Here is a 25,968-nt window from a genome sequence, read left to right on the forward strand (position 1 = left end):
GATGAACGCCTCCACACCCAGGATAGAACGGGTCGACGTCGCAACCTACCGCATCCCTACCGACCTGCCCGAGTCGGACGGCACCCTGGCGTGGAATTCCACGACGCTGGTCCTGGTGCGCCTCGCTGCCGGCGGCAAGACCGGCATCGGGTACGGCTATGCAGATACGGCGACTGCAAAGCTCACCCACGACACGCTCGCCCCGCTGCTCGACGCGCAGGATGCCATGGCAATTGGGGCGCGTTGGCGCGAGATGGTTGCCGCTGTTCGCAACCTCGGGCGCCCTGGCATCTGCTCCATGGCAATCTCGGCGGTCGACGCCGCCCTGTGGGACCTGAAGGCGAAGCTGCTTGGCCTGCCGCTGGCAACACTGCTCGGCATGGCGCGCCCGACGATTTCCGTATATGGCAGCGGCGGGTTTACCAGCTATACGATCGAACAGCTGCAGCGCCAGCTGGGCGGATGGGTGGAGGCCGGCATGCGTATGGTGAAGATGAAGGTCGGACGCGAGCCCGACAAGGACCTCGGCCGCGTGCAGGCCGCACGGCATGCGATAGGCGACGCAGCCAGCCTGTTCGTCGATGCCAACGGTGCCTGTACTCGCAAGCAGGCGCTGGCGATGGCCGAGGCTTTTGTCGAGTGTGGCGTGGCTTGGTTCGAGGAGCCGGTATCGTCCGATGACCTCGCCGGACTGCGCCTGCTACGCGATCGGGCGCCGCCGGGCATGGCGATCTCCGCCGGAGAGTACGGTTACGACGTGTTCTACTTCCGGCGCATGCTGGAAGCACAGGCGGTCGACGTACTGCAAGCAGATGCCACGCGCTGCGGAGGCATTACCGGATTCATGGCTGTCGCCGCTCTGTGCGACGCCTTTGGCATACCGCTGTCGTCACACTGCGCACCGACATTGCACCTGCCGCTATGTTGCGCCGCACAGCAGGCGATACACCTCGAATACTTCCATGACCATGCCCGGATCGAGCGCATGTTGTTCGACGGCGCGCCGAGCCCGGACAAGGGCCGCCTGGCCCCTGATCCCGGCCGTCCTGGTCTCGGCATCGACTTCAAGGAACAGGACGCCCAATGCTATCTCGTCTCATAGAAGGTGCTCCGGCCCAGCCGCTTGCGCCGGATTTCGGCAACATGCACAGCATGGCCGAGGAACTGCGTGCCGCCGTGCAGGGTGAAGTGCGCTTTGACAACGGGAGCCGGGCCCTGTACGCAACCGACGCCTCGAACTATCGTCAGGTGCCGATCGGAGTCGTCATTCCCCGCACGACCGAAGACGTCATCGAGACCGTGCGCATCTGCCACCGCTACGGCGCGCCTGTCCTGCCGCGCGGCGGCGGCACCAGCCTGTGCGGGCAGTGCTGCAACGTCGCGGTGGTAATGGACTTTTCCAAGTACCTCAATCGCGTGCTGTCAATTGACCCCGATGAGAAAACTGCGCGCGTTCAGCCGGGTGTTGTCTTGGACGACCTGCGCGATGCCGCCGAAGCCCATGGCCTGACCTTCGCCCCCGACCCCGCCACCCATAACCACAACACGCTGGGAGGCATGATCGGCAACAATTCCTGCGGTCCGCATTCCGTCATGGGCGGCACCACCGTCGAAAATGTCCTGGAACTTGACGTCCTGACGTATGACGGACTGCGCTTGCGCGTCGGAGCGACCAGCGATGAGCGCATGCGCGGCGAGACCGGACGCAGCCGCGATATCTACGACCGGTTGGCTGCGTTGCGGGACACCTTTGCGGATGACATCCGCAGCCGTTATCCGCACATTCCGCGCCGCGTATCCGGTTACAACCTCAATGCCCTGCTGCCGGAAAACGGCTTCAATCTGGCGCAGGCACTGGTCGGATCCGAGGGGACCTGCGTCGTCGTTCTGGAAGCAACCTTGCGCCTGCTGCCCAGCCCGCGCTGCCGGACGCTGCTGGTACTGGGCTACAAGGATGTCTTCGAGTCAGGCGACCACGTGCCGGAGGTGATGCGCGCAGGGCCGATCGCGCTGGAGGGCATCGACGACCGGCTGGTGCACGACATGGATGCGATCGACCTGCACCCCGAAAACATCCGGCTTCTACCCGAGGGCGGCGGCTGGCTGCTGGTCGAATTCGGCGGCGACACGATGGAAGACGCCAATGCCCGCGCTCGGAAACTGATGGACAGCCTGGGGCGCACCGACAAACCGCCCAGCATGAAGCTGTTTGACGACCCTGCCGTGCAGCACAAGGTCTGGAAAGTGCGGGAATCCGGCCTGGGCGCAACCGCCCACGTGCCGAACAAGGACATCACCTGGGAAGGTTGGGAAGATTCCGCCGTGCCGCCGGAACGCCTCGGCGAGTACCTGCGCAAGCTGCGCGCACTGTTCGACAAGTACGACTACGACGGCGACCTGTACGGACATTTCGGCCAGGGATGCGTGCACACGCGCATCAACTTCGACCTAGAAACCGCACCGGGCATCGAAAAATATCGCAAGTTTATCCACGAGGCGGCGCATCTCGTCGTCGACATGGGCGGCTCGATCTCCGGCGAGCACGGCGACGGGCAGTCGAAGGCCGAGCTGTTGCCCATCATGTTCGGCGATCGATTGATACAGGCTTTCCGCGAGTTCAAGGGTATCTGGGACCCGCACTGGCGCATGAATCCCGGCAAGGTGATCGGTGCGCACCAAGCCGACCAGGATTTGCGTCTGGGCGCGGATTACGATCCGCCGGTGGCAAAAGTCGAGTTTTTCTATCCCGGCGACGGCGGCAATTTTTCGCGCGCCATGCTGCGTTGCGTCGGTGTCGGGGAGTGCCGAAAGAAGAGCGGTGTCATGTGCCCGAGCTACATGGCAACCGGCGAGGAGATGCATGCAACCCGGGGCCGCGCGCGCCTGCTGTTCGAAATGCTGCAGCATGACGTCATCACGCATGGCTGGAAAGATGAAGCGGTACGCGAATCGCTGGACCTGTGCCTGTCCTGCAAGGGTTGCAAGGGCGAATGCCCGGTGAAGGTCGACATGGCAACCTACAAGGCCGAGTTCATGTCGCACTACTACGCCGGAAAGATACGCCCGCTGAATGCCTACGCGTTCGGCATGATCGACCGCTGGGCGGCGCTCGCTTCACACATGCCACGCGTCGTCAATCTGTTCACGCAGAAAGAACCGTTCGCCCGCATCGCCAAGGCCATCGCGCATATCGCGCCACAGCGCCGCATCACGCCATTTGCGCAGGAGTCCTTCACCCACTGGTTCCGAAAGCGGCCCTCTTCCCGCACAGGGGCCGGCAAGGTCATTCTCTGGCCGGATACCTTCAACAACTTTTTCCACCCGGATGTCGCCCGGGCCGCGGTCGAGGTGCTGGAACACGCCGGCTTCTCAGTGCACATTCCCGGCGTACACCTCTGTTGTGGACGCCCCCTGTATGAATTCGGCATGGTGGCCAGGGCGCGCAATTACCTGCGGCGGGTGATGGATGTGCTCGAACATGAGATCCATGCGGGAACGCCGATTGTCGGTCTGGAACCGGCCTGCGTCTCCGTATTCCGCGAAGAACTTCCCAACCTGTTCCCGCACAGCGAACAGGCAAAGCGATTGAAACAGCAGGTCTTCCTGCTGAGCGAATTCCTGGAACGGCACCGCTACACGCCACCGGCACTCGACCGGCGCGCCATCGTGCACACGCACTGCCACCACAAGGCCGTACTGAAAACCGACGCGGAAGAAGCCGTGATGCGCAAACTGGGACTGGACTACGACTTGCTCGATTCCGGCTGCTGCGGCATGGCCGGGTCGTTCGGCTTCGAGGCCGGCAAGTACGACGTTTCGATGCGTTGCGCCGAGCGCGTGCTGCTCCCGGCCGTGCGAAACGCCGCGGAGGACATTCTTGTCATTGCGGACGGCTTCAGCTGCCGCGAACAGATCGTACAGACGACCGGGCGCGATCCAATGCACCTGGCACAGGTACTGCAGCTTGCACTGAAAACATCAGGCACGACAACGGGCTCGACATGGAGATGATGCACACCGATGCCGAAAAGCACGTGGGTGATGCCCACATGCGGCACATGTACATGCAGCATCTGCAGCGGCTGTGGGTGCACTTTGCCGTCATCACGCTGGGCGCATGGTTGCTGGCCTCGCCGGCAGTCCTGGGCTATCTCGATCCCGGCGGCTTCGGTCCTGCAGTGGACCGCGTGACAGCGGCGCGCAACCTGCCGTCACCCGAGCTGCGTGCTCAGGCGATGATGTGGAGCGACCTTGCTGCCGGGTGCCTGCTGATCCTCTTCGGGGCGCTTTCCCTGTTCTGGCGGCAGCGCTGGGCGCAATGGGGAACATGCTTCACCGGCATCTGGCTGCTGTTCGCGCCGCTGATATTCTGGGCGCCGGACGCCGCGTCGACCAACAACGACCTGCTGATCGGCGCGCTCGCCATCACATTCTCCATCCTGGTGCCGATGATGCCTGGAATGAGCATGGATGCGATGAAGGCCGAAGAAGACATTCCGCCCGGCTGGTCCTACTCGCCGTCCTCCTGGTCACAGCGACTGCCGATCGTGGCGCTGGCCTTGTTCAGCTTTTTTCTCGCGCGTCATCTTGCGGCCTTCCAGATGGGGCACATCTCTACTGTCTGGGATCCGTTCTTTGGCGATGGCACGGCGCGCATCATCACTTCGGACGTATCGAAAGCCTGGCCGGTCGCCGATGCCGGACTCGGGGCCGTCAGCTACCTGCTCGAAGCCTTGTCCGGCCTGATGGGCGACCGGCGTCGCTGGCGCACCATGCCCTGGATGGTCGGCATGTTTGGCGTGCTGGTGGTTCCACTGGGCGGCGTCAGCATCTTCTTCATCATCATCCAGCCGATCGTGATCGGCACCTGGTGCACGCTCTGCCTCGTGACGGCGGCGGCAATGGTGCTCATGCTGCCCTACACCTTTGACGAACTGGTTGCCATGTTCCAGTTCCTGATCCGCGCCCGCCGCGAGGGGCAATCCGTGTGGAAGGTGTTCTGGCATGGCGGCACCGTACGCGGCGCCGGCCATGATGCATCCCCCCCACTTGAGGTGACGCGGACCCATCTCGTCCATCTGCGCGAGCAGGCGCGCGCCCTGCCCGTCGGGCTCGCGTTGTCCGCGGCCGTCGGCGTCTGGCTGATGTTCACCCGAGCCACACTGGGCGCAGAAGGAATGCTGGCCGACAGCGATCATCTTGTCGGTGCGTTGGTATTCACCTTCTCGATTGCGGCGTTTGCCGAAGTCGCCCGTCCGCTGCGCGCGGTCAACTTCCTGTTCGGTGCCTGGCTTCTCGTTGCCCCGTGGGTGCTTGCCGGCGCCAACCAGTCGACGACCATCGGCGACACGATTGCAGGCGTCCTGCTGATTCTGCTCGCGTTCCCGCGCGGCCCGGTACGCCACAGTTACGATGCATGGGACCGCTACCTCGTCTGGTAGCAATCGGTTCCCGGAAAGTGGAAGCGGGTCCTGGCACGCGGCAACGCACTGCCCGCTACGCGCCCTGTCCCTGGAACAGCATCAACGCACCATCCACCACGATGGTGGTGCCATGGATGTAGCGTGCCTGTGCGGAGGCGAGGAAGACAGCGACGTGCGCAATCTCTTCCGGCTGCGCCGCCCGCTTCATCGGAATCGACTGGACCTGCCGCTGCAGCACCTGCGGGTCGTCCAGCGCAGACTGGTTCATCGGCGTCAGCACCATGCCGGGCGCGATGTTGTTGACGTTGATATCCTTCTCGGCCAGCTCCAGTGCGAGCGTGGTCGTCAGGTTGCGCAATCCGCCCTTGGCCACGTCATAACCGGATGCACCGGCCCGCGGGATTTCCTGGTGCACGCTCGTGATGTTGATGATGGTGCCATGCTTTCCACTGCCCTCGATGCAGCGGATGAATTCACGGCAACAGTAGAACGGCCCGCAAAGGTTGGTGCGTATTGCGTCGTTCCAGTCGTCGTCCGTCATGTCCTTGACATGCTTGCCGGTCGCATCGATGCCTGCGTCGTTGACCAGGATGGTTGGCACCCCAAGCGATTTCCGAACCTCCTGGAACAACTGGGCGGCATTCTGCGATTCACGCTGGTCAAATTGGAACACCGCCGCCCTGCGTCCGGCTGCCTCCACCTCGCGCGCGGTCTGCTCCGCCCCCTGCCGGTCGTGGAACCAGGTTACGACGACATCCGCTCCTTCGCGAGCGAAGGCAATCGCGGTTGCCTGTCCGATTCCGGAATCGGAGCCGGTAACGACGGCTAATTCACCCTTCAATCTCTGTTCGCTCATTGCTGCCTCCATAGAATCGCCTGACTATGGATTGGGAGTGACGGGCGAACGGGCAGTTCCACGCTTTTGGCCCATCCACGCAGTCGAAAAATCCTCAGCCGCACTCGAACCGCCTGGCATGCATCGTGCTGCCTGTACGGCGATCGATGGCGTCGACACTCCAGTCTGAAAGGCACCGCCAGGACGGGTAAAGCGGACGTCGTCGATGAGACATTTACTTAAGGAGGATGATGAAATGACCAAGGCAACCGGAGCCGCCTTGCTGGGAGGCGGCACACTATGGATGGCAGGACTGATGCAACGTCAACGTATGGCGGGCCTGTTGCTCGGCAGCCTCGGAATCGCCCTTCTGCTACGTGGCATGCGGCAAGCGGCATGGAGAGGCATGGTCCGCGAGGACGCTACAGCTGGCAACCTCCGCTCAAACCAGGCAGGAGACTAAAAGCACGTGGCGTTGCGGGAGGGGCGCGACCCTTAGAGCAAGAAGAAAAGCCCGGCCACGATCGTCGGAGGGATCGCCCCTAGCAGCAGGCCGCCGACACCGATCGACTCGTCCTCGAATCCGTCGCGCAGAAGCGCGACACCAGCCGGGTTGGGCGCATTGGCGATGACGGTCAACCCTCCGCCCGCAACCGCGCCGGCCACAAGCATGTACTTGGCCTGCTCGGAAATGCCTTCGATCAGCGAACCGAGGTACGTGAGCGCGGCGTTGTCGGTGATCGCCGTCAGGGCCAGCGCACCGAAGAACAGTGCGGTAGGTTCCAGCCTGGCGACGATGGGCTGCAGCCACCACTGCTGCATACCGCCCAGCACCACCAGGCCGGCGAGGAAAAAGCCGACCAGCAGCCCCTCCTTGAGGATCAGCGGGCTCTGGTAGGCGCTGTAGGCATGGCTAAAGCCAAGGAAGAACAGGAAGACACCCATGAAGATGACCGGGTGATGTGCGAACAGTACGATTCCGGCCAGGAAGAGTAGATGAATGGCGGAGACGAGAACCGGTACCCGCACCTGCGTCTCGGCGCCCGCCTCCGGCGCGTCATCAGCCAAGTGCTTGTGAATCAGGAAGGTGACCGCGCTTGCATTGATCAGCACCGCACAGCATGCCTTCCATCCGAATGTCGTTGCCATGAAAACGCTGTCCCACTTCCAGGTCGACGCAACCATCAGGACTGGTGGCGCTGCAAATGACGTGAGCGTTCCGCCGATGGAGATATTGACGAACAACACACCCAGCGCAGCATATTTTTGCCATTCCGGTACGCCCTGGCGGAACACCAGCGGTGCGAGCATGAGGGCCGCAAGCGTCATTGCCGCCGGTTCGGTAATCAGCGACCCGATCAAAGGCACGACGGCAAGACATAGCCAGACACGAGCGACAGCCAGGCGAAAGGGCGCCAGCCCGGCGAGAATTCGGACGAACCCCTTGACGGCCTCCAGCACCGGCCGTGATGCGGCAACGACCATGATGACGAACACAAAAAGGGGCTCGGTGTACTGCCGGGACTCCACGTAGTCGATGGCTTGCTTTCCTCCGTCGGTCACGGCGATCGCCGCAAACAGGACGAGTGCCCAGAAGCCAAAGACAACCTCGATCTCGCCCAGCAAGTGAAACAGGCCCGCATGTTTCGGGTGGCGATCGGCAAGACGTCCAAAGGACTTGGTCGCGAACGTATGAACTAGCGCAAGCGCAAAGAGGAAGGCGGCGATGATTTCGATGTCGTTCATGTTGTTCTGTCGGCTTTTTCGCCTCGATTATCCTTCAATTCCTGTTCGGCTCGCGATTCTCCCCGTCTCGTCTTTACACTTCACGCCGCAAGCAGCAGTCCCGCCAGCAAGGCACAGACCATGGTCCCGGCCGCAAGCGGCCATGGATGCGTGACGACCCACACTTGCGCACTCCGCTCGATTGCCTGTGCGTCAAATCGTCCATGTGCGCCATGGTTTCCAGGAACCGGGACGTACAGATTGTCCTGCCGATCGGGAGACACCGTTTCACTCGCCTGCTGGCCTTCATACGCCTGGAAGGCCAGCAGGCGATCGAGAAATCCTGGCAGCACCCGTGTCCCTAGAATAGCCTTGGCTGCCGGCCATCCGACCCACAGCTCGCGCCGCCGGTGCATGGCGACCCAATAAATGCCCTTTGCAGCGACCTCGGGCTGGAAGATCTTCCCGAGCGGTTTGGGCTTGCCCGGCAAGCATGTGCGCCCCCAATCGAACTGCGGCGTATTGAAGGCGGAAAGCTGCACCATGGTCAGGTGGACTTTGCTCTTGTCGTGCACAAGTTCCGAGCGCAAGGAATCGGTGAATCCGCGGATCGCTGCCTTCGCGCCGCAGTACGGGGCTTGCAGCGGGATCGACCGGTATGCGAGCGCCGAGCCGACCTGTACGATAACGCCGCTGTCGCGCGGCTTCATCCGCCGAAGTGCGGCCAGCGTCCCCCATACCGTACCGAGATAGGTGACCTCCGTGGAGCGGCGGTAGTCATCGGGCGAAATGTTGACGAAGGCGCAGAAGATGGTCGCCATGGCGTTGTTAACCCATACGTCGATGGGCCCCCATTCCCGCTCCACTCTTTCCGCCGCCGCCTCAACCTGCTCCTGGTCGGCGACGTCCACCGGCACCACCATTGCCGTGCCGCCGGCCTCTTCCACTTGCTGCTTCGCGCCTTCTAGTCCGTCCACGCCGCGCGCCAGCAAGGCCACCCGCCAGCCGTGTCTGCCGAACTCGACGGCCGTTGCACGTCCGATGCCGGCAGATGCCCCCGTGACCACTACGATTCCTCCTGGCATTCTTTTCTCTCCTCTGCTCAAGGTGCTCGTCGATGGCGCAAGCAACTTGTCTTCCATGGTCAGGCGATGCCGGCCTGCGTACTGCGCAAGAACCAGATATATGTCGACGAGCGGCGTCACCGTTGGCGATCGCACCTGCTTCCCAATGTCAACTTAAAATATTTGTACAAATACGATTTACAAGGTCTTTGTAGTTTTTGCGTCGGATCCCGGCCAGCAATCCGATAAATGCTGCGTACGAGCATTGGTACGAAAAATGCAACATGCGGATCGAACCATCCGTTCGGAGCACGCGGGCCGCAGGTCCGTCACTCCGCCCGCAAGCCATCGATGAAAGGAAATTGCCATGAAGCTGTTGTCTGCCCTCGTCGCCGCAGTACTTTCGCTCCTCGTCGCCGCCTGCGCTCCGACCTCCACGTCGCGCGCAACCGGCCAGGCATTTGATGACGCCGCCATTACGGCCCGGGTCAAGACAGAAATTGCGCAGACCCAGGGGCTGGGCGAAGCCGCCAAGATCAATGTCGATACCTATCGGGGTGTCGTTTCACTCGCCGGATTTGTCGACAGCGAGCAGGAGAAGCGCAACGCCGGACAGGCGGCGCTGCGGGTATCCGGGGTCGAAAAAGTCTTCAACAACCTCCAGCTGAAGCCGGGCGCCGGGACCAGCAGCGGCCGCTAACACAGGGGCACGCAGTCCATGCGGTACTGGCGTCTTGCTGCCGTGTTCCTTGCCCTGCTATGGCATCTGCCTGGACTGGGAGAGGAACACGACAGCTTCGCGCTGGCAGATGCGTATGGCTACGAGCGGCTTGTCATCCTCTTTCCGGGAGACAGGACGACCGTCTTCGATAACGACGGGGAAATCGACGTGCATCTGCTCACGCTGACAAACGAACATCGCGCCCCCGGCAATCGCGTCGAGCTAGTGCTGGACGGGCGGCGGATCAGTCCGGGCAAAGATCGGGAGCTCGCTCTTCGCAACGTCGCTCCCGGCTTGCACTGGCTGCGAGCGCGCATTGTGACGGCGAACGGCACGATGCTCCTGGATTCGCGTCCGGTTCGATTTTTCAAGTGGCCGCCGACGATTTCTACCCAACAGGCCGGCATAAAGCGTGCAGAACCAGTGCCATGAGGAAAATCGCAACCGTGCGAGACTGCCGCTCGCTATTCCCTCCCCCGGTCTTCCTTCGATTCCGCGGGCTTGAGGCTTGCGGCGAGATGGAGTACGCCGAAAACCAGAATCGCGGCGCCAGCCGCCAGCAGGTACCGCTCGAGGCCCGCCAGCATGCCTACGGCAGCCGTCACCCAGATCGACGCTGCCGTCGTCAATCCCTTCACATGCTGCTCGCCCCTGGACACGAAGATGGTGCCAGCCCCGAGGAAACTGATGCCGGTTACTACGGCCTCGATGATGCGCAAGGGGTCGAATCGCATGTTTTCGTCGTACTCTCTGAAGCGCAGGACAAACAATTCTCCCAGGATCACGAACAACGCCGCACCCATCCCGACCAGCATGTGCGTGCGTACACCCGCGGCCTTTCCGGTCCGTTCCCGCTCCCAACCAAGAAGGCCGGCAAGCGCCAGCGCAATCAGAAGGCGCAGCAGGATATTGAGGTCGAGTTCCATGGTCGCTTGTCCAGATGCAAGAAACGCACCACACCCCGGCCGTCGCGCATACCGTCTGTCGTTCAAACGTCGAGGTGAACACGTGGCCTCCGCTCAACAACCAGTTTTGCGCTCCTTCCGTCTGCCGCAAGTGCTTGCCTGCATCCTATTACTCATGGCCAGCATGCCTGCCACGGCGTACAGGGTGGAAATCGAAGCCCCGAAACCCCTGAAGGAACTACTCGAACAGTTTCTCGACCTGGCACGCTACGAGGACAGAGAGGACCTGACCCGCGAGCATCTGGATTTCATGGTCGCTAGGACGCCGGACAGCGTGGCAAGGCTCGCTGCCACCGAGGGATATTTTTCAACCGAGACGAAAGTCGATGTGCGAGAAGAGAACGGCGACACATTCATCCGGGTGGCGGTAACAGCGGGGCCGCGAACCACGATTTCAAACGTCCGGATCGACGTCCAGGGGCCGGCGGAAGGACGTTCACCTGAACAGTCGGAACGCGTCGAAGAGGCCTGGTCCTTGAAGGCAGGCGAACCATTCCGGCAGGAGGAATGGGCCAGCGCCAAGCAGCGCGGCTTGCAGATACTGCAGCGGCGGCGCTACGCGGCAGCGGAGATCGCCTCCTCCGAGGCGCGTGTCGATGCTGACCGGCAAGCGGCCGACTTGTCAGTGGCCTATGACAGCGGACCAGTCTTCACCTTCGGCGAGACGCGTATCAACGGTACGCAACGTTATCCGGAAAGCATAGTCCGCAACGTCAATCCGCTGCGTGTCGGTGAAGAGTACAGTGCCGACCGGCTGCTTGAATTCCAGCGCCAGATCCTGCGCACACCCTACTTCAGCAATGCCGTCGTCGAGATCGACAAGGATCGCAGCCGTGCCAACCTGGCACCGGTCAACGTCAGCGTCACCGAGTACCCGGAGCAGCGCATCCGTGCCGGCGCAGGCTACACCACCGACACCGGTGCGCACCTCGATGGCCGCTACTCGCACAACAACATCTTCGGACGCGCATGGGTGCTGGACACGCAGGTCGCTGTGGAACAGCGCCGCCAGTTCGGGTCGCTTGACCTGGCCATGCCGCCCGGCCCCAATGCCTTTGTCAACGGCGGCAGCGCTTCGTTCGAGCGGTCCACGCTGGAAGGCGTCGAACTGAGCAGCCGTCGCCTCGGTCTGCGGCGGTCCCGGAGCACCGATACACGCGACCTGACTTACTCGCTCGAGTATTACCGCGACCGGCTGGAACAGATCAGTGGTGCGCCCGTCCCACCCGATGTGGTGGTGCTCCCGGGGACACATGAAGCGCTGGTCGCAGGCATCGCCCGAACCCGGCGGCAGGTGGACAATCCGACCTTCCCTCGCAAGGGACGCATCGTCACCCTGCAGGCGGGCGTCGCCGTCAAGGGCCTGCTGAGCGATCAAACCTTCGTGCGCGGATACGGCCGCCTGCGCGAATACCTGCCGGTCAGGCAACGCGACATTGTCGTCCTCCGCGCCGAGCTCGGTGCCGTCATTTCGAAGGGCGGCAACGCGGCAATCCCGGCATCGCTGCTTTTCCGCGCCGGGGGCACCGATTCCGTGCGCGGCTACGCCTTCCAGAGCATAGGAACGGAGCGCAACGGCGTCATCTACCCGACGCGATTCCTGGCCACCGGCGGTGTCGAGTACCAGCGCTGGTTCCGCGAGCGCTGGGGCGCCGCCGTGTTCTACGACGTGGGCATGGCCAGCGACCGCTGGGCGGACAGGGACCTATTCCACGCCGTGGGCGTCGGCGCGCGCTGGCGCAGCCCCGTCGGCCGGGTCAATCTCGACATCGCCTTCGGTTTTCGCGACAACAGCATCCGCCCGCACCTCTCGCTGGGCGTCGCATTCTGAGCGGCGGCCATGGCACGGAAACCCGCCCCGTCCCGTTCACCAGCGCGCCCGGCCGGACGCGTACTGCGATGGACATCGGCAGCAGCAGGATTGCTCATTGTTCTCGCAGTCGCTGTCGTGCTTGCCATGCTGTTTACTGAACCGGGCGCCCGCCTCGCGTGGCAAGCCGCCACCCGCCTGCTTCCGATGCAACTGTCGGGCGAGGTGTCCGGCGGCACTCTGGCCAGCGGGCTGGAACTGCGCGACGTCGTGATCGAGGACAAGTCGAAGCGGATCCATATCGACCGGCTCGAAGGCCGCTGGAACCTTACTCGCTCCCCGCTGCTGCTCACGATTGATCGTCTGCATGCGGGCAAGGTTGACATCACGCAGCGCCCTTCCCCTCCCGAGCCGGCAAGCCTGCCGCAGGAAATCACGTTGCCGCTGGCAGTCGACCTGCGCAGCGCCTCCGTGGACACGCTGACCATCCGCGATGACGATTCGACCCGGACCTTTCGCGACATCCTGCTTCGCGCGCGTTCCGACGGCGAACAGCATCATGTGACCCTCGAACATGCCGCGACACCATTCGGAAAGGCAGCGGCGTCGCTGGACCTCGGCGGCCGCCAGCCATTTCCAGTCAGCGGAAATGCCACATTGGAAAGCCGCGTGCAGGAGAAGGACCTCCGGCTCGCCGCGCAATTCTCCGGAAGCCTGCGCGAACCCGTCATCCACCTTGATGCGACCGGCGAGGGACTGCGCGCTCAGGCCAAGGTTGCTGCTGCCCCGTTCTCGCCCGTCCCCCTGCGCCGCGCCGAGATCCAGGCACGTGACCTCGACCCGCGCGCGATCAATCCTGCCTGGCCAAAGGCCGAAATCAACGTCGATGCCCAACTCGTGCCGGTAGAAGGCGCGCCTGCGTTCACCGTTGCCGGTCCGGTGTCGGTCACAAACGCAAAGGCGGGGACAATCGATGCCGGACTGTTGCCGCTGGCTGCCGCGAAGGCACGCTTGGTCCTCGACGCCGAGCGGCAAAAGCTCGAAGGCCTGTCGTTTTCGCTCAATGGTGGCGGCACACTGACCGGCAGTGGCGAGCTGCACGGACCGTCGCAGGGACAACTGGTGCTGCAGGCAAGCGGCATCGACATGCATGCCCTCCATACTGCCCTGCAGCGGTCGGCACTCGATGGGCCGCTGCAGGTCAAGCTGGACGGCGACATGCAACATGTCGAAATGCGATTCGAGGACAAGACGTTTTCGATCGCGGCAGTGGCGACGCTGGTTCCGGCGCACGTCACGGTCGAGTCACTCAAGCTGCAGGCTGCCGACGCACGGCTCGAAGCAAGCGGCACACTGGCGCGCGAAGGCGATTCATCGTACAAACTGAGCGGCACGCTGAACGACTTCAACCCCGCACGCTTCTTGACCGCGACCGGACAAGGCGCGCAAAGACAGAAGATTCCCCCCGCACGCATCAATATGCAGTTCGATGTGCAAGGCGCACTGCAACCATTACTGCGCGCTGCGGTGGATTTCAACATCCGGAACAGCACCTATGCCGGCCTTCCGATGACGGGCAGCGGCACCGTGCGCGTGGCCGGCAAGGAAATCCTGCCGAGCGATGCCCGCGTATCAATCGCAGGCAACCACGCCACGCTGAAGGGCAGCTTCGGCGAGCCTGATGACCGTTTGCACATCACCGTCGACGCGCCTGCACTCGGGCGGCTTGGCTTTGGCTTGTCCGGTGTGCTGCGTCTCGACGGCGAGCTCGCCGGGTCGGTAGACCGTCCGAAGATCAACGCGCAGTTTCGCGCCGAACAACTTGCGCTCGGCCCTCACCGGGCGGCGCGCCTCTCCGGGCAGGCCAGAATGGACGCTTTGCCGGGAGTGTCACCGGACGCCGCCGTCAATGTGCAACTTGACGCTTCCGGCGTTCGGAGCACCGACATCCGTCTGGACCGCTTAAGCGCAGACGTTGACGGCACCTGGGCGCGGCATGCGGTTACCGCAAACGCGCGCGGCCAGCTGCGCGGAAAGCCCCTCGATATGCGCGTCGGCGCGCGCGGCGCGCTGACGCATCACGCCGAGGGTTTGACGTGGGACGGTGTGCTGCAAGCACTTGAAAACACTGGTTTCCCCCGGGTCTCGCTGGACGATCCGCTGTCCGCGCGTATTGCGCCAGGAGCGGTCACGCTCGGTGCCTCCCGGATCCGGCTGGAAGGTGCGCAGATTGATCTGCAAGGATTCCAGTACAACGACCGCCGCATCCGGACAGAGGGCGCATTTCGCGGACTGGAAGTCGCGCGTCTGCTCGATCTGCGGCGTCAGTTGACCGGCGCAAAACCACCGCTGACGACCGATCTTGTGCTTGACGGCGACTGGAGCCTGACGCTGGCAGACCGTGCGAGCGGCTTTGTACAGGTCGAACGCCGCAGCGGCGATATCAACCTGCCGCAGCTCCCGGGCAAACGTGGCGTCGACCTGGATACATTGTCTGCCCGCGCCGATTTCGACGGACTGGTTGTCGCGCTTCGGGCACACGCGGCCGCCGGACGACTTGGCACGGCCGCGGCCCGCGCCCGGATTCCGCTACAGGAGTCGAACGGCCGGCTTTCGATGGAAATGGGCGCTCCGCTCAGCGGCCACGTCGAGGCGGCCATCCCGCAACTGCAGACCCTCGGTCTCATCGCCGGACCGAACATCATCCTGCGAGGCCGTGCCGCGCTCGATCTGGACATAGGCGGCACGCTTGCCGATCCGAGTTTGACGGGCCCCATTACGGGAGACGGACTGGTAGTAACCATGTACGACCAGGGCATCCAGATGCACGATGGCATTGCCCGCCTCCAGTTGCAGGACAATGTGGTCCAACTGCAGCGGGTGGAATTCCGCAGCGGCCCAGGTACGCTGCGTGCATCAGGCAGCATTCCGCTCGACCCCGGCGACGGCGGTCTGCGTGCAAACATCGTCGCCGATAATTTCCAGCTGCTGTCCAATCCTTCCTCGCTCTTGATCCTGTCCGGCCAGGCCCAGGCCGTGAATGCCGGCGGCCACCTGCAGGTAACCGGCAAGTTTGTGGTCGACCGCGCACTGTTCGACCTGCCCGAAAAGACGCCGCCCAAACTGGGAGACGATGTCATCGTGCTGCGCGGTGGCGCACAGGAAGGAGGTCCCGCGAAGGACGGCCCGTTGGCAACCCGCCGACCGCCGGCCGGGCCGTTCTCGCCGAGCGTCGACATCCATGTCGACCTCGGCAACAACTTCCGCTTCGAAGGATCCGGCGCCGAACTGCTGCTCGCGGGCGCGCTGGACATTCGCAGCGCGCCCGGCGAGGCCCCGCAAGCCTACGGGACGATACGCGTCGTCAAAGGCACTTACGAAGCGTTCGGCGCCGAACTGGACATCGAGCGCGGCGTGATCAATTTCCAGGGACCGTTCAGCAATCCCAACATCAATATCCTCGCCATGCGCCGTGATCAGGAGGTTGCCGCAGGCGTCCGCGTTTCGGGAACGCCGCAGCGGCCCCGCGTACAACTGGTGTCGGAGCCGAACGTCCCGGACGAAGAAAAGCTTTCCTGGCTGGTTTTCGGCAGCGGCGGCGGCGGCAACGCCGGGCCGGGACAGGCGCAGGCCGCAGCTAAGGGAGCGGCCCTCGGCCTGCTCAACAAGTTCGGCGCCGAACGTCTGGCCGGCGGTCTTGGACTGGACGAGCTGTCCATCGGGGAAAGCGAGTTTGGATTGGCGGGACAGCAGGTGGTCAATCTCGGCAAGACAATCTCGGACCGGCTTTTTATTGGTTACGAGCAGAGCCTGGCGAGTGCGGAAAGCGTGCTGAAACTGACGTATGAAATGACACGAAACTGGTCGGTCGTGCTACGCGGCGGTGCGGTGACGGGAATCGATGTGTATTTCAGCAAGCGGTTTGATTCATTGCGGTAATCCGCTTGCGGCGTCCGGCACGGCCGGTATTCTGCGTCCAAACCCCGAACTCGAGGAGGCATTATGCGACTGATTTCTGTAACGGCCCCCGCAGGCGAAGCAACAAGGATTGCCTCAATTGCATTCAGCGTCGGCATCACGAAGGTATCCGTTCAAGAAGGCGCTCTCCTGCAAAGCGGGGCGGAGCCAACACCATCGGAAACAGTGGAAATAGCCACTGCTACACCGATTGCAAAGGAATTCCTCGACTCCTTGCTGGCAGCGCCCTTCTTCGATCCGGCCCTCTACACGATTGCTGTTCGGCATCCACGATCGCTGATTACACCCGAACAGCCCAGTGACGAGACGGTGCCCGTAACAATGCCGACGCTCGATGTCTACGAGGACCTCTGGCAATTTACCCATATCACCGCCAGCCTCGTCGGGCGGGTCTTTCTGGCGTCGCTGCTCGTCGGCTACGGGATGATTGAAATGAATTTGCCGGTATTGATTGCCGGTTTGCTTTTCCTTCCCTATCACCACCACATGATCTCCGTCGCGCTTTCCATGTGCACGCGGGAATGGCGATTGCTCCGTCAGGGAGCTACAGCTTTCGTTGCGACAACGGCACTCATTGTCGCAGGGAGTGCCGTTGTCGCACTGTTGTCCGAGGCGCCCATGGAGTACGACCAGTTCGGCTCAACCCTGTCAGGCTTTCTGATCGCGCTGGTGATCGGCGCAGCTGCCGGCTTCGCCGCGCTGGACGACGCCGGCCGGCGAGAATTGATCGGCCTTGCTGCGACCGCCCATATCAGCATTCTTCCTGCGTGGCTGGGAATTTCGCTTGTTTTCGGACTGCCGTCGAGCGCGGAGACCGGCAAGCGGATTCTCGAGTTCGTCATCGACGTGGGAACGTTGACGCTGTCCGCGGCGGCTGTCTTTGCGCTCATGCGTGTACAGGGGGACGGCATAAGAGCGTACGCGAGAAAGTCAGCGGCCCGCAAAAACAAGTAACACTGAAATTGACCTCGTCGGGGTTCGTGAGCGTCGAAACTCTTTCGTGAATCGCACCGGCCAACAAGTTTGAAGAATCGCACTATCATATGCTTGACGACATCCGCACTATTCCAACATGAATCAAGGAGACTACGTTGGCAAAATCCGTCGACCCCACACCCGAAAGCGTCAAGCTCCTCGCCCAAACCGTTCCCGCAGATACGCCGGTCGTCATGCTCAACCTGCTTCGCTTTCGTGCCGAAGCAGCGTATGCCGTCGACAAGCAGCAACCGCCGCGGTCAGGCAGGGAGGCCTATGCGACCTACGCGAAAGAGACTGTTCCGCACCTGCAGCAAGTCGGCGGAAGAGTAGTGTGGCACGGCGACGCGAAACATGCCTTTATCGCCCCTCCCGGCGAGCAATGGGACGAGGTGCTCCTGGTCGAATATCCGTCGAAGGACGCCTTCCTCTCCATGTTGAAATCGCCCCAGTACCAGGAAATTACGTTTCACCGGACGGCCGCGTTGGACGACGCCAGGCTGATCGTCACAGTCAAGCAAAACTGACCGCGACGACGCCAATAGAAAACTGCACAATGCCTACAGCTGGGAACTGAGCAGCGAGGCAAGAAAGTCGAGAAGCTTGTCGCGCCACGGCCTGTTTTCCCATTCCTGGAGGCTCACCCGGCGCGACTGCGCCAGGTCGCGCTCGAAGATGTCGATCTGTTGACGCGCGAACTCCCTGTCGTACACATTGAGGTTGGCTTCGTCGTTGATGGCGAAAGAACGCGCGTCGAAATTCGTCGAACCCACCGACACCCAGCGATCATCCACAATCATCACCTTGACGTGGTACATCGTGGGCTGGAACTCGTTGATCTCGGCGCCGGCACGCAGCAGCTCGCCCCATTCTGCACGCGAGGCGCGCCGCACGCTCGGCCGGTCGAGATGATGCCCCGGCAGAACGATCTGAACCCTTACGCCGCGGCGCAAAGCGGCCAGCAGCGTGTTGAGCGCCACATCGTCAGGGATGAAATACGAGGCGGACAGCCGGATGGATTTCGCCGCACTGGTGAGCGACAGCAGGTACATAAGCTGCATGCTTTCCGATCCGCCGCCCGGTGAACTGGTGAACATTTGCGCACTTTGTGTTCCGACCGGGACGAGCTCCGGCAGATAGGCTTCGCCGTGCAGCACTTCTCCGGTTGCCTGCATCCAGTTATCAATGAAGGCCGACTGGATCTGGCCGACGACCGGCCCCTCGACACGGAAATGGGTGTCGCGCCAGTGCGCGGGACTGCCTGCGTCGCCGCGCCATGGGTCCGATATGCCAACACCACCGGTAAAGCCGATCCTTCCGTCGACCACCATCAGCTTGCGATGCGTCCGGTTGTTTAGACGATGCAGGTTGTTCCAGCGCGGTGCGTTGTAGCGCCGGACCTCGACACCGTTTTCCTGCATTCGCGTAATCTGATCCTCGTCGAGTTTGCCGCCAATCCAGTCGAGCAGTATATGCACCCGTACTCCCTTGCGGGCGCGTTCAACCAATGCATTGACGAATTCATCGCCGATCGTTCCCGACCAGAAGATATAGGTTTCCAGCGTGATGGTCCGTTCCGCGTTACGGATTGCCTTCAGCATGGCGGGGAAGATCTCGTCGCCGTTGACGAGAGCCTCGACATGATTGCCCGGTTCCAGCGCCGGGCCGAGGATCACGCCCATGGTCCGTGCAAACTGGCGGTCATCGACGGCGTAGCGGTGCTCGAGACGCCGGTCGATCTGCTTGTCCCCGATGCTCACATTCAGCACGAGCAACGTGGCAAGGACCGTGACGATGGCACCGAGGGTGGCGCCAATAATCGTTCTTCTTCTTGTCATTGGGATGATCGTGGCCAGGATGTCCGGACGGATTCAGCCTTCAGCGAGGTCGAGGGGAGCCGCTATCCAGACGGGGCTCCCCTCCCGTTCATGCAGATGAACTATCTAGCGCGCCTGGGCACCGCTCGGATTCGACCCGTCGTCACCGCCACTTGAACGACTGCTGGACGCCCCTGCGCCGGAAGATTGCGGTATCGCCGAAGGCGATATGCCCATGTCCACCACCTGCACCGGCCACGCCAACCGGAGACGCTGGACATTGCCACGCTCCCTGACGTGCGCAGTCCGGGTCAAGGCACGTCCTTCCGCCTCGGCGCGGACCCGGTAGCGGCCGTCCTTCGGCAAATCGACCAGCATGATGGGGCCGTCGCAATTCGCGTTCAGGACGGGCGTCCCGCGGGAATCCGCTATCTCGACATCCACGTTTGCCAGGTACTCCCCGGTGCTGGCGGCGAAGGTCATCATCAGGTCATAGTTGGATGCCGCGTCTTTCAAACTGGCGACTTCATTGATGCCGATGCCCCCGCAAACGTATTTGACATCGTTGTCCGTCTGCTTTTCCAGCCGCGCAATCGTCGAGGCGGTCAAGTCGTCGGTTTGCATGGCTGCGCTGTCATTTGATGACTGTGCAATTGCGTTGATGGAGGCAAAGCTGGCAATCAGAAAGAGGTGTGTCGATCTTTTCATGTCGTTCTCCTGTTTCACGTGATGAATAGGCGCTGCAGGCGCACGCATCATCTGTACCTGCCCGGAAAATGGACGATTTTTTGCATGATCTCTTGCGGGTAATGGACCCGGCATTCAAAGGAGAACGAACATGATGACGAAAACACCGAAGACGCGAATGTTGGCACTCGCCTGCGCACTAGCGCTCGGCTCACCTGGCAGCGCTGCGTTGGCTCAGGCCTCTGAAAGCAGCTCCGGCGCTTCTCGCAGCGGTTCCGCTGCATCGAGTGCCCCGGAAGACACGATGCAACAGATTAATAATGCGACCCGCGTTGTGAAACGGATGGAGACGGACCCGCAGCTGAAGAAAATGTTGCACCAGGCGAAAGGCGTCTTCATCGTGCCGCAATACGCACGAGGCGGCCTGACGGTGGGCGTGCGTGGCGGCGAAGGCGTCCTGTTGGTCAACAACAACGGAAAATGGAGCAATCCGGCGTTCTACAACTTCGGCGGAATGAGCGTAGGTGCGCAAGCCGGCGCAGAGGTGGGATCGATCGCAATGATGCTTATGAACCAGAAAGCCGTCGACAACTTCATGCAGGAGAACAAGTTTTCGCTTACCGCTGACGCGGGGCTGACGATTGTCGATTACGAGGCGAAGGCCAAGGCTACCGCGGGACGGGGCGACATCGTCGTCTGGTCGGATACAAAGGGCGCATTCGCCGGCGCCGTGATCGGCGTCACCGACATCAACTTCGACAATGACGAGAACGCTGCCTTCTACAAATCGGGAGTGACTGCAAAGGACATCGTGGGAGGGAAGGTGAAGAATGCGCAGGCCAAGTCCCTGACGCAGGAACTGAGTAGCGGACAATAGCGCAAAAAACCCCATGGGGAGTTCGGCTTCGGGCAAAGCCGGCGCCCTCCCATGGGGAAGCACTCAACCTGAAAACCAGAGAGCGAACCATGAGTGCACGCGGAGTGACTTGCAAATGCGATGCCATGTCTGGCCGCCCTCGGAGAATGTCTTGCCAGTGGCTCTGATGCGCCAAACCGGCCGCCGATTTCCAAGATGAACTACATTCGACCAAATACAAATTACAACATTTTGTAAAATTTATTGCAGCCGGCCGCCGCCAAACATTCCTGTCGTGCCGTTAAGGCTCTTCATGTCCCCGCACACCTTGCAGAACGTCCAGGTTGCCCTCCTGATTCTTGCTCACGATCGAAAGGCTGCCATCCGTCTCCAGGATCACTGCGGCAACCTGGCCGGTGCTCCCAATCCCTTGCTGGCATATCACCGCCCTGATCTCCTCCTGGGTCACCCGAACCCGGCGCATGGCTTCGACAAGAAACTCTCCGTCCTTGAAAAGCAAGGTGGGCTGCGTTTTGATGATGCGACCGAATGCGCGGGAGCGCACGGACAACCAGGTGAGAACAAACTGAAGCGAAACCAGCACAGCAATGGCCAGAAGTCCTTCGGCTAGGCTGACACTGCTGTTGGTCAGTATCGTCGCCAAAGTGGAGCCGAATGCAATCGTCACGACCAGGTCGAAGGAATTGATTTTCGAAAGCGTCCTGTTGCCGCTGATACGCAACAGGAAGACAGTTCCAGCATAGGCGAAGATACCAGTCAACACGATTCGGACAAGACTGTCCCAGCTATCGAAAAACATTCTTCACTCCTTTTCCGCCGGCAGGTTGACCCGGTCATCAAGAACATCCTCCACGTAGAGCATCGCGACCAGTACCGCAACGACCGCAGTCAGTGGCGTCGCCAGCGCGATCCCCGCCAGTCCGAAGGCAAGCCCCATCAGTACTTGCATCGTGATCGTCAATGCCGGTGGCATCGAGACTGTCTTGCGCTCGATCAGCGGCAAGAGCAGATACCCTTCGAGCAATTGCAGGACGATGAACAGCAAGATGACGTACAGCGCAAGCATCGGTCCTTGGGAAAACGCGATGAGGAGCGCGGGAATTGCGGCCAGAACCGGTCCGATATACGGAATGAAATCCAGGAGCCCGGCGACCAGTCCGAGGGCGAGCGCCAGCGGGACGCCGAGAATGGTCAATCCGATCGCCGTCGCCGCGCCGACGACGGTCATGGAAAGCAGCTTTCCGCGCAGCCAGAGGCTCAAGGTGTCGTTCAACTCCCGCAAACACGTCATGGCCCCGTTCACGGCGTGATGGTGGCAGAAGCTTGAGTATGCCGTGCGTGTATGTCTGCGGGCGATAGGTCAGGTAAATGGACACGAACAGCACGATCACGACATTACCGAGGACGCCAAGTACCCCGGAAAACACCGTCCCGGCCCGAGTCATCAGGGATGAGGCGTCCTTCAAAATCTGCTCCGGCGGCGGCAGGGACCGTACCATTTCCTGCAATGCTGGATGGCTCTCAAGATAATCGCGCAAACGCTGCATCGCTGCTGGCAGATCGCTTGCAAGCTGACTGGTCTGGGCCGCCACTTGCGGCGCCAGAAACCAGCCCATGAGTGCCAATACCGCGAACCCAAGCATCAGCACAAGTCCGAGCGCCGGTCCGCGTGACAGCGGCGTGCGCCTCTCCAGCACGGCGCAGGCGTCATGCAGGAGTACAGCGACCAGGACACTGGAAAACACCAGTAACAGAGCACTCGACGCGAACCAGAGCGTCACGCCAAGCATAAGAAATGCGGCACCGACGCCATAGACAATGAGCACGCGCCGGACAAACGCCGGGCTGGCACGCTGCGGTAAAGATTGGACTTTTGACAGATGCTTGTTCTCGCTCTTCTCAGTCATCGCGCGCCTTTCAGGAGATGGAATCCAAGAGATAGCAACATCAAAGCCAGCGGACCTTCTGGCATCCAACTTGCCTTGCACCCTACTCGTCATCCAAAACGCTTCGGCATTTATCGAATGAACAATCAAGCCATGGTTTGGCTGGCACTCGGCTGCCTCACCGCTGTCCCGCTCGTTGCGGGCAAATTGCGCTTTCTCGATGTCATTCCTCGAAGCGGCTGGCTGTCGTTTGCCGGCGGTATTTCCGTTGCTTATGCATTTGTCCGCCTCCTGCCTGAGCTCGGAGAGCATCAGGAAGTCTTGAAGGAGGCGGCGGGAATTGCGCTCGCGTTCCTGGAACATCATGCCTACCTCGTGGCACTCGCGGGTCTGGCAGCGTTTTATGGCTTGGAGCGTGCCGCGATTCAATCGCGCAAGAGACACCGGAAGACCACGCACGAAGATGTCACGAGCCGGCGCATGTTCTGGATCAGCACCGTTGTCTTTACCCTCTACAACGCGCTGGTCGGTTATCTGATGCTTCAACGCAGCTACGTCGGTTGGCACGATGTCGCACTCTTTACGCTCGCGATGGCCCTTCACTTCTTTGTCAACGATTACGGCCTGCATGAGCACCATAAACACTACTACGCACGCATCGGGCGATGGATCATTGCTGCAGGCGTGCCGTTGGGCGGAGTCGCCGGAATGGCGTCTGTCATCCCCCCGTCCCTGCTGTCACTGCTCGTCGCGTTCCTGACTGGCGGCATCATCCTGAATGTGCTCAAGGAAGAGCTTCCTGCCGAGCGAGAAAGTCGCTTTGCTCCTTTCCTTCTGGGCGCAATCGGCTACGCCGCGCTGCTCGTGTTCCTTTGAATTGACCGTGGACAATTCGTCATGCCTTGCCGTCTGGACGGCAAGCAAGTATATTGGAGCAAATGCTTTCGAGACACGCATCCATTGCCCTGCCAATCAGGAGACGAGATAGCATGATCCCAGTGTGTTCAGGCCGTTCGATTGCACATTCCGGCGCAAGGACGCCAATCCGTTTGCTCGCCATACTGTTATCGCTTGTCGCTCCGCATCTTCCCGCAGCGGTTCCTGCGCTTCCCAACCTGCCGGGTTCAGACTTGCCACCGGCCCTGCAATGGCAGCTCGACGAGCAGGGAGCAAGCATCACGTACGAGGCGCATACCGAAAAATGGGAAGCCAAACTTGACCACGACGTCGACGGCAGGGCAACGATCGCATTGGAATATGGCTTGCTTCTAAACAGCAAGCTGGGCGCGGGCGCCACTTTCCGGCGTGACCGCGGCTATTCGGAAATCGTCGGCAATGCCGTGTACGCGCATCGCAGCAACGTCCGGTTCCGTCTTGCGGGCGCACAGATGCGCAAGACTGAGGGCAACGCATATGCTGCGGATACGCCCTCCTTCCGCCAGGACAGCTACCTCCTCAGCGCAAGAAAGTACTGGCCTGCCGAACGTTTCGTTTCGGACCTCGGCCTTGCAGTTTATACGGTCTCGGCGGCCCCCTCGGTTACCTCCTACTTGTCTGCCATGCCCGGGCTACCCATGCAGGATGGCGACGAGGACCGACCAGGCAGTATCACCGGCGCGAAAATGGATGGTTTCATGCTGAACCTTGGCCTGCGCCCGACCTGGGATTCACGCATCGAATTGCGCCGCGAGTTCTCGCATTTCGACTATGGCGCTGGCGTCGCCCAGGCACGGAAGGAATTTCATTCCACGGGCCGCCTTGTATACCAACGATTTTTCGCCAATTGCATACGGTTCCGGGGAGGCTACGGTGCAGGCAATGATGGTGGCCGACTGGAAGTAGGCGTGGCGAATGACACGTGGGGAATTTCGCTCTCGCAAGACTTAGGCAGTAGCGGATCGAGCGCGTCCCTGTACTTCAGCCTCAGCCTTCCAGTCGACGGCAACATTGCGCAGCAAAGCGAATGCACCGTCCCCGGGGAGTACGGCCCTTCGTTTGCACCGGTCATGGAGGCAGCACTGCAGCGACCGCCACAGCTGCCGAGTGAGCCCATCGCGGCCATCGAAGCGAACTAACGCGCCGGTGTGATGCCCTCGCGGAAGCGGCGGATCGCCGCATGCACCATTCCTTCACAACTGCCACTTGTCCCCAACTCTTGCCTCAGGTAATGCGCGTCACTCCCGGTATGCGTCGCCTGGTATAGATGCTCGAGCGCCGCTACGCCGCCTAGCTTTTCGGCGTACGGTTCCAGGCTGCGCAGCGTCGTCAGGATGTCCTCGCGAAGGGTCAGGCTACTGTGACCTTTCGGATGCACCAGGGTGCCGTCGAGGCCAAAGCGGCAGGCCTGGAAGCGGTTGTAGTTGTAGACGAGGTAGTCGTCCTCGGCGGGTGGTGCCTCCGTCCGCTCGAGCAAATAGCAGCAGAGCGTCTGCAGGTAACACGCCAGCGCGGCAGCACGCTCTACTGTCAGCGGTGTGTCGCAGACGCGCAGCTCGATGGTCCCGTATTCGGGCTTGGGCCGGATATCCCAATAGAAGTCCTTCATGCTCTTGACGATTCCGGTCTGTTCCATGCGCGTGAAGTAACTGCGCTCGAAATCCTCCCAGCGAAGCAGGAACGGCGCCCGCCCGCTCAACGGAAAGGCGAATACAGAATTCAGCCGCGCGGAATTGAACAAGGTGTCGCGCCCCTGAAAATACGGTGAAGACGCGGAGAGTGCGATAAAGTGCGGCACATAGCGGCTCAGGGAATGCAGGAGAAACAAGGCGTCGTCGCCGGACGGGCAACCGACATGCACGTGCTGTCCGAAAACGGTGAATTGCTTGGCCAGATAGCCGTACAGCGCGGACACTTGCTTGAAGCGCGGTTTCGAATAGATCTTGCGCTCGGACCACTTCTGGAACGGATGCGTTCCGCCTCCGCATACGCCCACGTTAAGCATGTCGCCAGCCCTTACCAGGCTATCCCGAATACCTTGCAGCTGCGATAGCAAGCCGGCATGGCTGGTTTGTATATCGGTTGCGATTTCGATCATGCTCTCGGTGATCTCCGGCGTCACAATCCCAGGAAACGGTTTGCGCGACAACAGGTCGAGCATGTCAGGACTGGCCGAGGTCAGGTCGAAGTCGCTCAGGCTGACGAGTTGGAGCTCCAGTTCGACGCCGAGAGTCAGCGGATCGGATAGTTTGAAAGGTTCGAGCGGCAT

At 61.7% G+C, this 25,968-nt stretch carries 21 protein-coding genes and 1 pseudogene; 12 read left to right on the top strand and 10 right to left on the bottom strand.

The annotated features are described in order from the left end of the window. Window position 1: 1 nt before the first annotated feature. Genes ACNOHI_RS06060 through ACNOHI_RS06070 form a run of 3 tightly spaced genes read left to right on the top strand, consistent with a single transcriptional unit; the run spans window position 2 to window position 5,441 of the window. Window positions 2–1,102, top strand: coding sequence for an enolase C-terminal domain-like protein (locus ACNOHI_RS06060; RefSeq protein WP_420473749.1), 1,101 nt, complete (start codon window positions 2–4; stop codon window positions 1,100–1,102). Further along, entirely contained in the window at window positions 1,084–4,011 is a 2,928-nt protein-coding gene (locus ACNOHI_RS06065; protein ID WP_420473750.1) for an FAD-binding and (Fe-S)-binding domain-containing protein, read from the top strand. The genes ACNOHI_RS06060 and ACNOHI_RS06065 overlap by 19 nt, the downstream gene beginning before the upstream one ends. Then, a complete protein-coding gene (locus ACNOHI_RS06070) occupies window positions 4,002–5,441 on the top strand; it encodes a vitamin K epoxide reductase family protein (RefSeq protein WP_420473751.1) in 1,440 nt (479 codons plus the stop codon). Before ACNOHI_RS06065 ends, ACNOHI_RS06070 begins: the two co-directional genes overlap by 10 nt. Window positions 5,442–5,496: 55 nt before the next feature. Here ACNOHI_RS06070 and ACNOHI_RS06075 read toward each other — a convergent pair whose 3' ends face one another. From ACNOHI_RS06075 to ACNOHI_RS06085, 3 genes are all read right to left on the bottom strand, one after another. Beyond that, the gene (locus ACNOHI_RS06075; protein WP_420473752.1) at window positions 5,497–6,279 is read right to left on the bottom strand and encodes an SDR family oxidoreductase; all 783 of its coding nucleotides are present in this window, start codon (window positions 6,277–6,279) and stop codon (window positions 5,497–5,499) included. Window positions 6,280–6,753: 474 nt separating this feature from the next. Then, entirely contained in the window at window positions 6,754–8,004 is a 1,251-nt protein-coding gene (locus ACNOHI_RS06080; protein ID WP_420473753.1) for a putative Na+/H+ antiporter, read from the bottom strand. An 80-nt stretch (window positions 8,005–8,084) separates the two neighbouring features. Then, the gene (locus tag ACNOHI_RS06085; RefSeq protein WP_420473754.1) at window positions 8,085–9,068 is read right to left on the bottom strand and encodes an SDR family oxidoreductase; all 984 of its coding nucleotides are present in this window, start codon (window positions 9,066–9,068) and stop codon (window positions 8,085–8,087) included. 346 nt (window positions 9,069–9,414) lie between these two features. Between ACNOHI_RS06085 and ACNOHI_RS06090 the strand changes: the two genes are divergently transcribed. Further along, on the top strand, window positions 9,415–9,747 hold the full coding sequence (locus tag ACNOHI_RS06090) for a BON domain-containing protein (protein WP_420473755.1): 333 nt from the start codon (window positions 9,415–9,417) through the stop codon (window positions 9,745–9,747). Window positions 9,748–9,765: 18 nt separating this feature from the next. Next, window positions 9,766–10,200 (top strand): hypothetical protein, encoded by a 435-nt coding sequence (locus ACNOHI_RS06095; RefSeq protein ID WP_420473756.1) that lies wholly within the window; start codon window positions 9,766–9,768, stop codon window positions 10,198–10,200. 32 nt (window positions 10,201–10,232) lie between these two features. On the opposite strand, the gene ACNOHI_RS06100 is transcribed toward ACNOHI_RS06095, so the two are convergent. Further along, window positions 10,233–10,694: an MgtC/SapB family protein gene (locus ACNOHI_RS06100; protein WP_420473757.1), complete on the bottom strand. Its 462-nt coding sequence runs from the start codon at window positions 10,692–10,694 to the stop codon at window positions 10,233–10,235. Window positions 10,695–10,878: 184 nt separating this feature from the next. Between ACNOHI_RS06100 and ACNOHI_RS06105 the strand changes: the two genes are divergently transcribed. The 4 genes from ACNOHI_RS06105 (at window position 10,879) to ACNOHI_RS06120 (ending at window position 18,023) form a co-directional block, all read left to right on the top strand. Beyond that, window positions 10,879–12,564 (top strand): autotransporter assembly complex protein TamA, encoded by a 1,686-nt coding sequence (locus ACNOHI_RS06105; protein ID WP_420473758.1) that lies wholly within the window; start codon window positions 10,879–10,881, stop codon window positions 12,562–12,564. 90 nt (window positions 12,565–12,654) lie between these two features. Continuing rightward, on the top strand, window positions 12,655–16,482 hold the full coding sequence (locus tag ACNOHI_RS06110) for a translocation/assembly module TamB domain-containing protein (protein WP_420473759.1): 3,828 nt from the start codon (window positions 12,655–12,657) through the stop codon (window positions 16,480–16,482). Window positions 16,483–16,545: 63 nt separating this feature from the next. Then, complete coding sequence (locus ACNOHI_RS06115) at window positions 16,546–17,475, top strand: DUF389 domain-containing protein (RefSeq protein ID WP_420473760.1); 930 nt, start codon at window positions 16,546–16,548, stop codon at window positions 17,473–17,475. A gap of 137 nt (window positions 17,476–17,612) precedes the next feature. Further along, window positions 17,613–18,023: a DUF1330 domain-containing protein gene (locus ACNOHI_RS06120; RefSeq protein ID WP_420473761.1), complete on the top strand. Its 411-nt coding sequence runs from the start codon at window positions 17,613–17,615 to the stop codon at window positions 18,021–18,023. Between the two features lie 33 nt (window positions 18,024–18,056). Here the strand turns inward: ACNOHI_RS06120 and ACNOHI_RS06125 are convergent, their stop codons facing one another. Then, complete coding sequence (locus ACNOHI_RS06125; protein WP_420473762.1) at window positions 18,057–19,334, bottom strand: phospholipase D-like domain-containing protein; 1,278 nt, start codon at window positions 19,332–19,334, stop codon at window positions 18,057–18,059. 105 nt (window positions 19,335–19,439) lie between these two features. After that, window positions 19,440–20,021, bottom strand: a complete 582-nt coding sequence (locus ACNOHI_RS06130; protein WP_420473763.1) for a hypothetical protein — start codon at window positions 20,019–20,021, stop codon at window positions 19,440–19,442. 130 nt (window positions 20,022–20,151) lie between these two features. Here ACNOHI_RS06130 and ACNOHI_RS06135 point away from each other — a divergent pair, with 130 nt between their 5' ends. Continuing rightward, a complete protein-coding gene (locus ACNOHI_RS06135) occupies window positions 20,152–20,877 on the top strand; it encodes a lipid-binding SYLF domain-containing protein (protein ID WP_420473764.1) in 726 nt (241 codons plus the stop codon). A 280-nt stretch (window positions 20,878–21,157) separates the two neighbouring features. Here the strand turns inward: ACNOHI_RS06135 and ACNOHI_RS06140 are convergent, their stop codons facing one another. From ACNOHI_RS06140 to ACNOHI_RS06150, 3 genes and pseudogenes are all read right to left on the bottom strand, one after another. Beyond that, the gene (locus tag ACNOHI_RS06140; protein WP_420473765.1) at window positions 21,158–21,676 is read right to left on the bottom strand and encodes a DUF421 domain-containing protein; all 519 of its coding nucleotides are present in this window, start codon (window positions 21,674–21,676) and stop codon (window positions 21,158–21,160) included. Window positions 21,677–21,679: 3 nt separating this feature from the next. Beyond that, window positions 21,680–22,138, bottom strand: coding sequence for an AI-2E family transporter (locus ACNOHI_RS06145; RefSeq protein WP_420473766.1), 459 nt, complete (start codon window positions 22,136–22,138; stop codon window positions 21,680–21,682). A gap of 16 nt (window positions 22,139–22,154) precedes the next feature. Further along, window positions 22,155–22,877, bottom strand: a pseudogene (locus ACNOHI_RS06150) (AI-2E family transporter); the annotation flags it as partial. On the opposite strand from ACNOHI_RS06150, the gene ACNOHI_RS06155 reads away from it, so the two are divergent. Together ACNOHI_RS06155 and ACNOHI_RS06160 are read left to right on the top strand one after the other, a co-directional pair. Next, a complete protein-coding gene (locus ACNOHI_RS06155) occupies window positions 22,758–23,639 on the top strand; it encodes a hypothetical protein (protein WP_420473767.1) in 882 nt (293 codons plus the stop codon). The pseudogene ACNOHI_RS06150 and the gene ACNOHI_RS06155 overlap by 120 nt on opposite strands. 113 nt (window positions 23,640–23,752) lie before the next feature. Then, the gene (locus ACNOHI_RS06160) at window positions 23,753–24,838 is read left to right on the top strand and encodes a hypothetical protein (protein WP_420473768.1); all 1,086 of its coding nucleotides are present in this window, start codon (window positions 23,753–23,755) and stop codon (window positions 24,836–24,838) included. Here ACNOHI_RS06160 and ACNOHI_RS06165 read toward each other — a convergent pair. Further along, window positions 24,835–25,968: a YbdK family carboxylate-amine ligase gene (locus ACNOHI_RS06165; RefSeq protein WP_420473769.1), complete on the bottom strand. Its 1,134-nt coding sequence runs from the start codon at window positions 25,966–25,968 to the stop codon at window positions 24,835–24,837. The two genes, ACNOHI_RS06160 and ACNOHI_RS06165, sit on opposite strands and share 4 nt — an antisense overlap.

Origin of the sequence: Noviherbaspirillum sp. ST9, from assembly GCF_048799745.1 — a bacterium.
Classification (GTDB): domain Bacteria; phylum Pseudomonadota; class Gammaproteobacteria; order Burkholderiales; family Burkholderiaceae_D; genus Noviherbaspirillum.